This window comes from Mycobacterium sp. SMC-19, assembly GCF_045310815.1.
GTDB lineage: Bacteria > Actinomycetota > Actinomycetes > Mycobacteriales > Mycobacteriaceae > Mycobacterium.
In genome coordinates this window covers 19578-32126 of the sequence record NZ_JBJIAM010000001.1, presented here as the reverse complement: position 1 = coordinate 32126, position 12549 = coordinate 19578, and the positions used below count along the sequence as shown (strand labels likewise).

Annotated in this window: 9 protein-coding genes and 1 pseudogene; 7 read left to right on the top strand and 3 right to left on the bottom strand. The window is 68.9% G+C overall.

Translation table 11 applies throughout. The features are described from left to right. The first annotated feature begins 47 nt into the window (after nt 1-47). From ACJH5R_RS00145 to ACJH5R_RS00130, 4 genes are all read left to right on the top strand, one after another. Nucleotides 48-932 carry a hypothetical protein gene (locus ACJH5R_RS00145; protein WP_406758794.1) on the top strand — a complete coding sequence of 295 codons (885 nt, stop codon included), beginning with the start codon at nt 48-50 and terminating at the stop codon, nt 930-932. Between the two features lie 51 nt (nt 933-983). Then, on the top strand, nt 984-1913 hold the full coding sequence (gene mshB / locus ACJH5R_RS00140) for an N-acetyl-1-D-myo-inositol-2-amino-2-deoxy-alpha-D-glucopyranoside deacetylase (RefSeq protein ID WP_406758795.1): 930 nt from the start codon (nt 984-986) through the stop codon (nt 1911-1913). A 175-nt stretch (nt 1914-2088) separates the two neighbouring features. After that, nucleotides 2089-2493, top strand: coding sequence for a hypothetical protein (locus tag ACJH5R_RS00135; protein ID WP_406781051.1), 405 nt, complete (start codon nt 2089-2091; stop codon nt 2491-2493). A 78-nt stretch (nt 2494-2571) separates the two neighbouring features. After that, the gene (locus tag ACJH5R_RS00130; RefSeq protein ID WP_406781050.1) at nt 2572-5118 is read left to right on the top strand and encodes a bifunctional FO biosynthesis protein CofGH; all 2547 of its coding nucleotides are present in this window, start codon (nt 2572-2574) and stop codon (nt 5116-5118) included. An 81-nt stretch (nt 5119-5199) separates the two neighbouring features. Here the strand turns inward: ACJH5R_RS00130 and ACJH5R_RS00125 are convergent, their stop codons facing one another. Beyond that, nucleotides 5200-7206 carry an FAD-dependent oxidoreductase gene (locus ACJH5R_RS00125; RefSeq protein ID WP_406758856.1) on the bottom strand — a complete coding sequence of 669 codons (2007 nt, stop codon included), beginning with the start codon at nt 7204-7206 and terminating at the stop codon, nt 5200-5202. A 46-nt stretch (nt 7207-7252) separates the two neighbouring features. Further along, nucleotides 7253-7801 carry a PadR family transcriptional regulator gene (locus ACJH5R_RS00120; protein WP_406758798.1) on the bottom strand — a complete coding sequence of 183 codons (549 nt, stop codon included), beginning with the start codon at nt 7799-7801 and terminating at the stop codon, nt 7253-7255. A gap of 162 nt (nt 7802-7963) precedes the next feature. Between ACJH5R_RS00120 and dapC the strand changes: the two genes are divergently transcribed. Further along, nucleotides 7964-9061, top strand: coding sequence for a succinyldiaminopimelate transaminase (dapC, locus tag ACJH5R_RS00115; RefSeq protein WP_406758857.1), 1098 nt, complete (start codon nt 7964-7966; stop codon nt 9059-9061). A gap of 8 nt (nt 9062-9069) precedes the next feature. On the opposite strand, the pseudogene ACJH5R_RS00110 reads toward dapC, so the two are convergent. Further along, nucleotides 9070-9753 (bottom strand): annotated as a pseudogene (locus tag ACJH5R_RS00110) (HNH endonuclease family protein); the annotation flags it as partial. A 208-nt stretch (nt 9754-9961) separates the two neighbouring features. On the opposite strand from ACJH5R_RS00110, the gene ACJH5R_RS00105 reads away from it, so the two are divergent. Together ACJH5R_RS00105 and pruA are read left to right on the top strand one after the other, a co-directional pair. Further along, nucleotides 9962-10864: a pseudouridine-5'-phosphate glycosidase gene (locus ACJH5R_RS00105; RefSeq protein ID WP_406758799.1), complete on the top strand. Its 903-nt coding sequence runs from the start codon at nt 9962-9964 to the stop codon at nt 10862-10864. Nucleotides 10865-10900: 36 nt separating this feature from the next. Next, nucleotides 10901-12532, top strand: coding sequence for an L-glutamate gamma-semialdehyde dehydrogenase (gene pruA / locus ACJH5R_RS00100; protein ID WP_406758800.1), 1632 nt, complete (start codon nt 10901-10903; stop codon nt 12530-12532). Nucleotides 12533-12549 lie beyond the last annotated feature (17 nt).

The following is a 12549-nucleotide window of genomic DNA, read 5'->3' as shown; positions in this document are numbered from 1 at the left end:
TAAGATTAAGTAAACCTGCGCGGGACTCGTCGGAGGGGGATTAGTCCATGGAACACCTCGCTCACCGCTGCGGCACGGTGGCTGCCGCAGCCCTGGGTGTCGGCGGTCTGGTCGCGGTACTGACGTCGATGACCCCGGCCATGCCCGATGTACAGATTCGTGACATCGACCTGGCCGCGGCGAACGTCGACGTGAGCCCGGGCCTCGACGTCATCGAAAATCACGTCCGCCCGGACTTCGTCGGTAATGGTGGTGCCGACGCCCAGGAGATCAACCTGGGTTCTCTGCTCTTCGGGAGTGGCGACGATGCTTTCGGCATCGGCTCGACGTTCAACGCGGGCGAGGTGGACGAGACCGTGTTGAACGAGCTGACCGGGGGCAGCTTCGACCCGCAGAACCTGCCGATCGGGGTGCCTTTCACGCCGGACCTGAGTGGGTTGGAGATCCCGGGCGCCGGAGCGTTCAGCGGCGGAACCAGTCAGGCCGCCAACATCGCCGCGGCCGACGCAGCAGCCGGCTTCAGCCTCATGCTGCAGGCGATCCCGGACGCGAGGGAGGCCATGAACGCCGCCATCGTCGCGATGCAGGCGGATTTCAACAATGCCCTTGTCGAAGCGCAGCAGGCCGCCGCTGAGCGCCTGGCCGGCGACAATCCCGAGTTGAACGACGTCGTGAACTGGATCTTCAGCCTCAACAACACGGTGCTGGCGCAGAATGAGGCCGCGTTCAACAACATGCTGGGCATCAGCTTCGACACCCACGACAGCCTGCTCGGGCACTTCGACCCGGCGATCCTCGACACCGACTGGACCACCATGCTCGGGTTCAGTCCAGACGCGTTCAACGACATCGTCAACATGATTCAGGGCGACAACCTTGCCCTGCTGTTGGACGGCATCGACTGGGATGGGTTCTTCGCCGGCCTGTTCTGATCGACGCGAGGTTCGCAGGTCCGTTCACCGCTGTGGCGGTAGGGTTTTGGCGTGTCGGATCCGATTCCACGGTTGCTGTTCGTGCATGCCCACCCCGATGACGAGACCCTGACGACCGGGGCGACGATCGCCCACTACGCCGCCCGCGGCGCCCATGTGCAAGTGGTGACCTGCACGCTGGGGGAGGAGGGCGAGGTCATCGGAGACCGTTGGGCACACCTGGCGGTGGCGGGGGCCGACCAACTGGGTGGCTACCGGATCGGTGAGCTGACTGCCGCGCTGCGGGCGCTGGGCGTGGGCGCGCCGCAGTTTCTCGGCGGCGCCGGCCGCTGGCGTGACTCGGGGATGACCGGCACCCCGGCGCGCCGACAGCAGCGGTTCATCGACGCCGACGACGCCGAGACCGTCGGGGCACTGGCGGACATCATCCGGAAGCTGCGCCCGCACGTGCTCGTCAGCTACGACCCGAACGGTGGGTACGGACACCCCGACCACATACACGCCCATCACGTGGCCACTGCGGCGCTGGCCGCCGCGGCACAGGACGCCGATGGCGGCTCCGAACCGGGATGGGTCACGCCGAAGTTCTACTGGACGGTGACCGCAGGCAGCGCCCGGCGAACCGCCCTGGCAGAGCTGCAGGACCCCGATCGGCTGCCGCATTGGACGATGGCGGCCGACGCGGCGGACGCGCAGGTAGTCGGGGACTTCCCCGACGACCGGATCGATGCGGTGATCGAGGCCGCCGAGGCTCGCGCCGCCAAGGTGGCAGCCATGACCGCCCACGCCACCCAGGTCACCGTCGGGCCGACCGGACGGGCGTTCGCGCTGTCGAACAACGTGGTCCAGCCGATCGTGGACGCCGAGCATTACGTTCTGGTCGCCGGTGATGCCGGTCCGCGTGACGCCCGAGGATGGGAAACCGATCTCCTGGCCGGACTTGAGCTCGGTGACGACGGCCACAAGGTAGGCTCCTGCTGAGCAGTTTCTGTAGAGGCACGGACTTAGGTGGTTTAGGCATGGATCCCGATCTGGACCCGAACTTGGAACACTGGCAGTGGTGGCTCGACAGCTACCAGTGGATGGTCGGTTCGTTGGTCAGTCAGCTGGAGAGCATCCCCACTTGAGCCCCGTCGCGTCGCTCATCGAGCCCGCGATGCCCACTGAAACGCCGGTATTCAACTTCGTCGTGCTGGCGCTGCTCGCCCTTGACGGCGCGCTCTGCGCCGTGGCCACCGCGCTACTGTTGCCCGCGCACCTGGGCGCGGTGCCCTTCCCGCTCAGTGCCCTGATCGGGGGTCTGGTCAACGCCGGCCTGGTCTGGGTGGCGCTGCGCTGCGCGTCGTCGCTGCGGTTGGCGGCGCTGCCGCTGTGGGCCTGGTTGCTGACGATCGCGCTGATGACCTTCGGCGGTCCGGGGGACGACCTGATCTTCGCCGACCGCGGCGTGATGGCCTACGGCGTGCTGTTGATGATCGTGCTGGGCAGCGCGCCGCCCGGGTGGGTCCTGTGGCGGCGCCGTCAGGAGCTGGCAGCGGCCTCGACGGCCAGGCAGGCCTGACGGGCCGGCGGGCTCGGGGTGCGCGCTGGGCTACCTGAAAGGCCCGATTGGCGCGGCGGCTACTGTGACGTTTATGGCATGCGCGAGATTCCGGATGCGGGTGACGCGCGGATGACGAACTCGTCGGCACTGCGCCGCGTACTGCGACGGGCCCGCGACGGCGTGCTCCTCAATCCCGAGGAAACCGCCGTCGCGATGACCGCGCGCGGCGCCGACCTGGCCGACCTGTGTGCGAGCGCCGCCCGGGTCCGCGACGCCGGACTGGTGTCGGGTGGCCGGCGTGGGCCGGGCGGACGACTGCCGGTCAGTTATTCGCGCAAGGTTTTCATCCCGGTCACCCACCTGTGCCGCGACACCTGCCACTACTGCACCTTCGTCACCGTGCCCGGCGTGCTGCGAGCCCAGGGCAAGCAGATGTATCTGGGGCCCGACGAGATCCTCGACATCGCCCGCCGCGGTGCCGAGTTGGGTTGCAAGGAGGCGCTGTTCACACTGGGGGACCGGCCCGAGGACCGTTGGCCCGAGGCGCGCCAGTGGCTCGACGAGCGCGGTTATGACAGCACGCTGGCCTATGTCCGGGCGATGGCCATCCGGGTGCTGGAGGAGACCGGCCTGCTGCCGCACCTCAACCCCGGAGTGATGAGCTGGTCGGAGATGTCGCGGCTCAAGCCGGTGGCGCCGTCGATGGGCATGATGCTCGAGACCACGTCCCGGCGGCTGTTCGAGACCAAAGGCCTGGCGCACTACGGCAGCCCGGACAAGGACCCGGTGGTGCGCCTGCGGACGCTGGCCGACGCGGGCCGACTCTCGATCCCGTTCACCACCGGCCTGTTGGTCGGTATCGGCGAGACGCTGGCCGAGCGTGCCGACACCTTGCACGCGATCCGCAAGGTGCACAAGGAGTTCGGGCACATTCAAGAAGTCATCGTGCAGAACTTCCGGGCCAAGGAGCACACCGCGATGGCGGCGGTGCCCGACACGGGTTTCGAGGATTTCCTGGCCACGGTAGCGGCGACCCGGCTGGTGCTGGGCCCCAAGATGCGGGTGCAGGCACCGCCCAACCTGGTGTCGGCGCAGGAATGCCTGGCGCTGGTCGGTGCCGGGGTCGACGACTGGGGCGGGGTGTCGCCGCTGACCCCCGACCATGTCAACCCGGAGCGGCCCTGGCCGGCACTGGACGACCTGGCCGCGATCACCGAGCAGGCCGGCTACGACCTGGTGCAGCGGCTTACCGCCCAACCGGACTACGTGCTCGCCGGCGCCGCGTGGATCGATCCGCGGGTGCGCCCGCATGTCGCGGCGCTGGCCGACCCGGACACCGGCTGGGCCCGCGACGTCAATCCGGTCGGGCTGGCCTGGCAGGAGCCCGACGAGGTGCAGTCCGCCGGCCGGGTGGATCTGCACACCGCGATCGACGTCGACGGTCGAGCCACCGAGACGCGCAGCGACCTGGGCAGCGCCTTCGGAGACTGGGAGTCGATTCGCGAGCAGATCCACGACCTGGCCGCCCGTGCGCCGGAACGTGTGGACACCGATGTGCTGGCGGCGCTGCGTTCCGCCGAACGCGACCCAGCCGGCTGCACCGACGCCGAGTATCTGGCGCTGGCCACCGCGGACGGGCCGGCCATGGATGCCGTTGCCGCACTGGCCGATTCGCTGCGCCGCGACGTCGTCGGCGACGACGTGACCTACGTGGTCAACCGCAACATCAACTTCACCAACATCTGCTACGTCGGTTGCCGGTTCTGTGCCTTCGCGCAGCGCAAGGGGGACGCGGACGCCTTTTCGCTGTCGAATGCCGAGGTCGGCGAACGCGCCTACGAGGCGCACCTGGCGGGCGCCACCGAGGTCTGTATGCAGGGCGGCATCGATCCCGAGCTGCCGGTCACCGGGTATGCCGATCTGGTCCGCGCGGTCAAGGCGCGGGTGCCGTCGATGCACGTGCACGCGTTCTCGCCGATGGAGATCACTAACGGGGTGTCCAAGAGCGGCTTGAGCATTCGAGAGTGGCTGATCAGCCTGCGCGAGGCCGGCCTGGGCAGCATTCCGGGCACCGCCGCCGAAATCCTCGACGACGAGATCCGTTGGGTGCTGACCAAAGGCAAGCTGCCGACCTCGATGTGGGTTGAGGTGGTCAGCACCGCGCACGAGGTGGGACTGCGGTCCAGCTCGACGATGATGTACGGCCACATCGATTCCCCGCGGCACTGGGTCGGGCACATGCGGGTGCTGCGCGACATCCAGGACCGCACCGGTGGTTTCACCGAGTTTGTGCCGTTGCCGTTCGTGCATCAGAGCTCGCCGCTGTACCTGGCCGGCGGCGCGCGGCCCGGCCCAAGCCATCGCGACAACCGCGCCGTGCACGCATTGGCGCGCATCATGCTGCACGGTCGCATCCCCAACATCCAGACCAGTTGGGTCAAGTTGGGGGTGGAACGCACCCAGGTGATGCTCAACGGCGGAGCCAACGACCTGGGCGGCACCCTGATGGAGGAGACCATCTCGCGGATGGCCGGCTCCGAGCACGGATCGGCCAAGACCATCGCGGAGCTGACGACGATCGCCGAGGGGATCGGCCGCCCGGCCCGTCAGCGCAGCACCGACTACGCACCGCTAGCGATCTGACTGCTTCCTCGTCGAGATTGCGTCCAGGGTCGTACAGTTCGACGAATTCACAGCCCTGAATGCAATCTCGGCGAAGGCCAGTTACAGTCGCGCGGCGAGTTCGGTGCCCTGCTTGATGGCCCGCTTGGCGTCGAGCTCCGAGGCCAGTGCGGCCCCGCCGATGATGTGCGGTGTCATGCCTTGCGCCCGCAATCCGTCCTCGAGGTCGCGCACCGACTCCTGGCCGGCGCAGATCACCACGTTGTCCACGGCCAACACCTGCGGGCGTGACTTGTTCGGGCCGTAGCTGATGTGCAGCCCGTCATCATCGATGCGGTCGTAGTTCACCCCGGAGAGCTGCTGGACGTTCTTGGCTTTCAAGGACGCCCGGTGCACCCAGCCGCTGGTCTTGCCCAACTTGCGGCCCTGGGGACCTTCGGTGCGGGCCAACAGGTAGACCTGGCGGGCCGGGGGCGCCGGGTCCGGCGGAATCAGCGCGCCCCTGGCCTCCCAGGGATCGGCGGCACCCCACTCGGCCTTCCACTCCTTGAGGTGCAGCGTCGGTGAGGCATCGGGTGAATCCAGGACCAGGAACTCGCTGACGTCGAACCCGATCCCGCCGGCGCCCACCACCGCCACCGAAGAGCCCACCGGCCTGCCCGCGATCGCCTCGGCATACGACATCACCATCGGATGCTCGATGCCGGGGATCCGCGGGATCCGCGGTTTGACCCCGGTGGCCAGCACCACCTCGTCGAATCCGGTCAACTCGTCGACGTGGGCGCGGCTGCCCAGACGCACCGTCACGGCGTGCTTGTCCAGCATGGTGGTGAAGTAGCGGATCGTCTCGGCGAACTCCTCTTTGCCGGGAATCCTCTTGGCCAGGTCGAATTGGCCCCCGATGAACTCGTTCGCCTCGAACAGCGTCACGTCGTGGCCGCGTTCGGCGGCCGAGACCGCCGCGGACAACCCGGCGGGCCCAGCACCCACCACCGCGATGCGCCGGCGCCGCCGCGTCGGGCCCAGCACCAGCGTGGTCTCGTGACCGGCCCGCGGGTTGACCAGGCAGGAGACCTTCTTGTGTACGAAGGCGTGATCCAGGCAGGCCTGATTGCACGCGATGCAGGTATTGATCTCCTCGGCCCGGCCGTCGGCGGCCTTGCGCACCCAGTCCGGATCGGCCAGCATCGGGCGGGCCATCGAGATCAGGCGCACCGACGTCTCGGCGAGGGTCTGTTCGGCGGCCTGCGGCATGTTGATCCGGTTGGACGCCACCACCGGGATCGTGAGGTGGTCGGCGACCGCGCTGCTGATGTTGACGAACGCATTGCCCGGGACCGAGGTCACGATGGTCGGCACCCGCGCTTCATGCCAGCCGAAGCCGGAGTTGATCATGCTGGCCCCGGCCGCCTCGACTTCGGTTGCCAGCGTGAGGATCTCCTCCCAGCTCTGGCCATCCTCGACGTAGTCGGCCATCGACATCCGATAGCAGATGATGAAGTCGTCGCCGACCGCCGCGCGGGTGCGAGCGACGATCTGCACCGGGAAGCGGCGCCGGTTGGCGGCCGTGCCGCCGTAGCGATCGGTGCGCCGGTTAGTACGCGGTGCCAGGAACTGGTTGAGCAGGTAGCCCTCGCTGCCCATGATCTCCACGCCGTCATAGCCGGCCTCGCGGGCTAATTCAGCGGCTCGGGCGAAGTCGGCGATCGTCGACTCGACCCCGCGCGTGGACAACGCCCGTGGCCGGAAGGGATTGATCGGCGCTTTGAGACTCGACGCGCTGACCGAAAACGGATGGTAGGCATAGCGTCCGGCGTGCAGTAGCTGCAGCGCGATCTTGCCGCCGGCATCGTGCACGGCATCGGTGATGCGCCGATGGCGTCGCGCGTCGGCGCGGGTGGTCATGGCCGAGGCGAACGGCAGCAGCCAGCCCGACCGGTTCGGGGCGTAGCCACCGGTGATGATCAGCCCGACGCCGCCGCGGGCACGCGCCGCGAAGTATTCGGCCAGTTTGGTGGTGTCGCCGGCGCGGTCTTCCAGGCCGGTGTGCATGGAACCCATCACCACCCGGTTGGGCAGGGTCGTGAAGCCCAGATCCAGCGGGGACATCAAGATCGGGTACGGACTGGTGGATTGTGTGGTCACAGTGCCCCCTTCACCTCAGTGCCTGTTCGACCTCGTCGAGCCAGTCGATTGCGCTTTCCTCCGCGCGAATACCGCCGCGCAACACCAGGTACTGATGGAGCGCGGCGCCGGTCAGCGAGCGCGGATCCGGGAATTGCTTCTTCTCCAGGGCGCGGTAGACGTCCAAGCGCTCGCCACGTTCGGCGCGCAGGGCAAGCGCCTGCTCGCGCACCGTGGCGCGGTCGTTGTGGCCGGCGCCGCGGATCTTGACCGCCAGTTCGCGCAGCCGGTTGTCCACCACCGAGCTTCCGTGCCCGGCCAGCGGGGCCGCGATCCAGCGGGCCAACTCCGCGCGGCCGGGCTCGGCGACGGTGTAGACCTTCTTGTCCGGGCGACCCTGCTGGGCCACCTCGGTGACCTGCACCCAGCCGTCGGTCTCCATCGCCCGCAGCGTTCGGTAGATCTGTTGGTGGGTGGCGCTCCAGAAGTAGCCGATCGAGCGGTCGAAGCGGTGCGCGAGCTCATAGCCCGAACCCGACTGCTCGCTCAGCGACACCAGGATCGCGTGGGGAAGTGCCACGCCGGGAAGCATAGGCAGCCGTACGCCACCTATGCAACTAGTTGCACAGCAACTGAGTGCATAGGCTATAGCCGAGTGGGCCGTGGTGGTCGCGGCGCGGCAGCGGCCTCTACTATCAGGACCGATGAATCCGCCCTGCGTCGCCGCAGCCCCGTGAGTCCCGTGCGCGGCGGCAGATCGGCCGCACTGCCGACATTTCCGTGGGACACCCTGGCCGAGGTGACGGCGCTGGCCAAGGCGCACCCCGACGGCATCGTGGACCTGTCCGTCGGCACCCCGGTCGACCCGGTTGCCCCGGTGATCCGCGAGGCATTGGCCGCGGCCTCGTCCGCGCCGGGTTACCCCACCACCGCCGGCACTGCGGCGCTGCGCGCCTCGGCGGTCGCCGCGCTGCAGCGGCGTTACGGGATCACCGGCCTGGCGGAGTCAGCGATTCTGCCCGTCATCGGCACCAAGGAACTCATCGCCTGGTTGCCGAGCCTGCTCGGCCTGGGCGACCAGGACGTGGTCGTGGTCCCGGAACTGGCCTACCCGACCTACGAGGTGGGCGCCCGGCTGGCCGGGGCTCCATGGGTGCGCAGCGATGCTCCGCAGCTTCTCGAGGGCCCGCCGCCGGCCTTGGTGTACCTGAATTCGCCGAGCAACCCGACCGGGGCGATCGCGACCGCCGACGAGCTGCGCGCCGTCGTGGGCTGGGCCCGCGAGCACGACGTGCTGCTGGTCTCCGACGAGTGCTACCTGGGCCTGGGCTGGGACGCCGAGCCGCGCTCGGTGCTGCACCCGGCGGTCTGCGACGGCGACCACCGCGGACTACTGGCGGTGCATTCGCTGTCGAAGACGTCCTCGCTGGCCGGGTACCGGGCCGGCTTCGTCGCCGGGGACGCGGCGGCGGTGGCCGAACTGCTCGCCGTACGCAAACACGCCGGGATGATGGTGCCCACCCCGATCCAGGCGGCCATGGTCGCCGCCCTCGACGACGACGCCCACGAGCAGCAGCAGCGTGAGCGCTATGCCCGTCGCCGCGCAACGCTGCTGCCCGCGATGCAGGCCGCCGGGTTCACCATCGAGTTGTCCCAGGGCGGGCTCTACTTGTGGGCCACCCGCGGCGAGGCGTGCCGGAACACCGTCGAATGGCTGGCCCAGCGCGGCATCCTGGTGGCGCCCGGCGAGTTTTACGGACCGGCCGGTGCGCACCACGTGCGGGTGGCGCTCACCGCCACCGACGAGCGGATTGCCGCAGCGGCCACCCGGCTGGGTTAGCCGCCCGGCGCGCCGCATTCGCCGGTCAGAATCCGCTCGATCGCGTCGTGCTCCGCCTGGGTCACCCACAGGCCGTAACCCGACTTCACCGCGACGATCCGCGAGACGTAGGTGCAGCGGTAGGACTTGTTGGGCGGTAGCCAGGTGGCCGCGTCGCCGTCGCCCTTCTGCTCGTTGATCGGCCCGCTGGTGGCCTGCAGGTTCAGCGGATCGTTGGCGAAGTTGCGGCGGGTCAGCTCATCCCACTGCTGGGCGCCTTTCTGCCAGGCATCCGACAACGCCACCACATGGTCGATCTGTACCGCCTGAGAAGTACCCCGACCGCGCTGGAAGGCGATCGCGGTGCCGGTGTAGGGATCGTTCAAGACACCGGATGTCACCACGCAATCGGTGGTGCCCGGCTTGACCTCGATGTCGACCAGGTCGCGGCGCAGGATGTCATTGCGGGTGTCGCAGCCGTTGTGCCCGCCGGGCACCGTCACGTCATCGGTCCAGGCCTCGCCGAACAGTGCGCGCGAGTAGCCGGTCTTGGGCGCGCGGCCCTTGATCGGCAGCGTGTCCAGCATGGCCAGCTCGGCCGGACCGTCGGCGCTGCCCACCGGAACCGGGTCGGCTGCGGCCGGTACGACGCTCAGCAGGGCCGCGGTGAGCGCGGCAAAACACGCCGGCCACCTGCGTCGCTGGTCGACCACGGCACCTCCACTCCCGGTGGTTCAGCGAGGCTCGACGAAGGAGAGGCGAAGCTGGAACCGCCGCATGAACCCGGTGGTTCAGCGAGGCTCGACGAAGGAGAGGCGAAGCTGGAACCGCCGCATGAAACCGGTGAACAGTCGCGGACGCTACCAGCGTGCCCCGACACAAGCGATGCGCGCTGTTCGCCGCGCGCCATAGGCTGAGCGGATGCGCATCCATCCCGAGGTCGCCGATGCGTTGGCCGCCGGCCGGGCCGTGGTGGCGCTGGAGAGCACGATCATCAGCCACGGTCTGCCTCGTCCGGACAATCTGCGCATCGCCCGCGCCATCGAGCACGCCGTGCGCGCGGCGGGCGCGGTACCGGCCACCATCGCGATCCTCGACGGCCAGCCGCACATCGGTCTCGACGACGACGCGCTGCACCGTATCGCCACCGGTGGCACGGCGATCAAAGTCAGTGTCCGCGAGATCGCGATGCTGGCCGCGGTGGGCGGCGACGGTGCGACCACGGTCGCCTCGACCGCGCACCTGGCGGCGGCGGCCGGTATCACGGTGTTCGCCACCGGCGGGTTGGGCGGTGTGCACCGCGGCGCCGGCGACAGCTACGACGAGTCGGCGGACCTGACCACGCTGTCGCGCACCCCGGTACTGGTGGTGTGTTCGGGCGTGAAGTCGATTCTGGACATCGGCGCCACGTTGGAGCGGTTGGAGACGCTGTCGGTCGGGGTGATCGGCTACCGCACCGACCGTTTCCCAGCGTTCTACCTCGCCGACTCCGGCCACCCGCTGGACTGGTGGGTGCAGACGCCGAAACAGGCTGCCGCGGTGCTGCGCGCCCGCGACCGGCTGGGCACCGACGGCTACGGTTTGGTGCTGGCCAACCCGATCCCCGCCGATGCCGAGCTGGACCGCGAGCTGCATGACCGGGTGCTGGCCGACGGGCTGGCCGCCGCCCAGGCCGCGGACGTCCACGGCAAGGACGTCACCCCGTTCTTGCTCGACTACTTCCACCGCGAGACGCACGGCGCATCGGTGTCCGCCAACGTCGCGCTGGTGCTGGCCAATGCGCGGCTGGCCGCCGAGATCGCCGTGGCTTACGCCGCCGGGTGACCGAGCACGGCAGCGCATCTGGGCGCATCCTGGGTTATGGACGCCATCACCGAAGTACCGGTTCCGGTCAACGAGCCGGTCCATGACTACGCCCCGGACTCGCCCGAGCGCACTCGGCTGCGCGCCGCACTGGCCGCGCTCGCCGACCAACCACGCGACTTGCCGCACGTCATCGCCGGCCGGCATCGGATGGGCGATGGTGAGCGCATCGACATCGTCGCCCCGCACCGGCACGCCGCCGTGCTGGGCACACTGACCAACGCCACCCACGCCGACGCCACCGCCGCCGTTGAAGCCGCCGCCAAGGCCAAGAACGACTGGGCGGCAACCCCATTCGACGAGCGCGCGGCCATCTTCCTGCGAGCCGCCGATCTGCTGGCCGGCCCGTGGCGGGAGACCATCGCCGCCGCGGGCATGCTCGGTCAGTCCAAAACCGTCTATCAGGCCGAGATCGACGCGCCGTGCGAACTCATCGACTTCTGGCGGTTCAACGTCGCGTTCGCCCGTCAGATCCTGACGCAGCAACCCATCAGCAGCCCGGGGGTGTGGAACCGCACCGATTACCGGCCGCTGGACGGGTTCGTCTACGCCATCACCCCGTTCAACTTCTCCTCGATCGCCGGCAACCTGCCCACCGCCCCGGCGCTGATGGGCAACACGGTGATCTGGAAGCCATCTATCACCCAGACCCTTGCCGCGTTCCTGACCATGCAGCTGCTGGAAGAGGCCGGGCTGCCGCCGGGGGTGATCAACCTGCTCACCGGTGACGGGTACGCGGTTTCCGAGGTGGCGCTGGCGGATTCGCGGCTGGCCGGAATTCACTTCACCGGCTCGACGGAGACATTCCGCGCGCTGTGGCGTCAGGTGGGTGCCAACATCGACCGGTACGGCAGCTATCCACGACTGGTGGGGGAGACCGGCGGAAAGGATTTCGTGGTGGCGCACGCTTCGGCGCAGCCGGAGGTACTGCGTACGGCGCTGATTCGCGGTGCCTTTGACTACCAAGGTCAGAAGTGCTCGGCCGCCTCGCGGGCGTATATTCCCCGCTCGCTGTGGCGGCGATTCGGCGACGACCTGCTGGCCGCCACGGCAGAGCTGCGCTACGGCGACGTCACCGACCTGACGAATTTCGGTGGCGCACTCATCGACGGGCGGGCGTTCGCCAAGAACGTGCGCGCCATCGAGCGCGCCAAGGCCGCCGCTGGTGTCGAGGTTGCGGTCGGCGGTGGCTACGACGACAGCGTGGGCTATTTCGTGCGGCCCACGGTGCTGCTCGCCGACGATCCGGCCGACGAGATGTTCAGCACGGAATACTTCGGCCCGCTGCTGTCGGTGCACGTTTACCCCGACGAGCATTACGAGCAGATTCTCGAGCTCATCGACACCGGATCGCGCTACGCGCTGACCGGGGCGGTCATCGCCGAGGACCGGCACGCGGTGCGTAACGCGCTGCAGCGGCTGCGGTTTGCTGCCGGGAACTTCTACGTCAACGACAAACCGACCGGTGCGGTGGTGGGGCAGCAGCCGTTTGGCGGGTCGCGCAACTCGGGCACCAACGACAAGGCGGGTTCGCCGCTGAACCTGCTGCGCTGGACGTCGGCGCGAACGATCAAGGAGACCTTCCTGCCGCCCACCGAGCACGGCTACCCGCACATGGCGGCGCCGTGAACCTGATACCCTGGGGG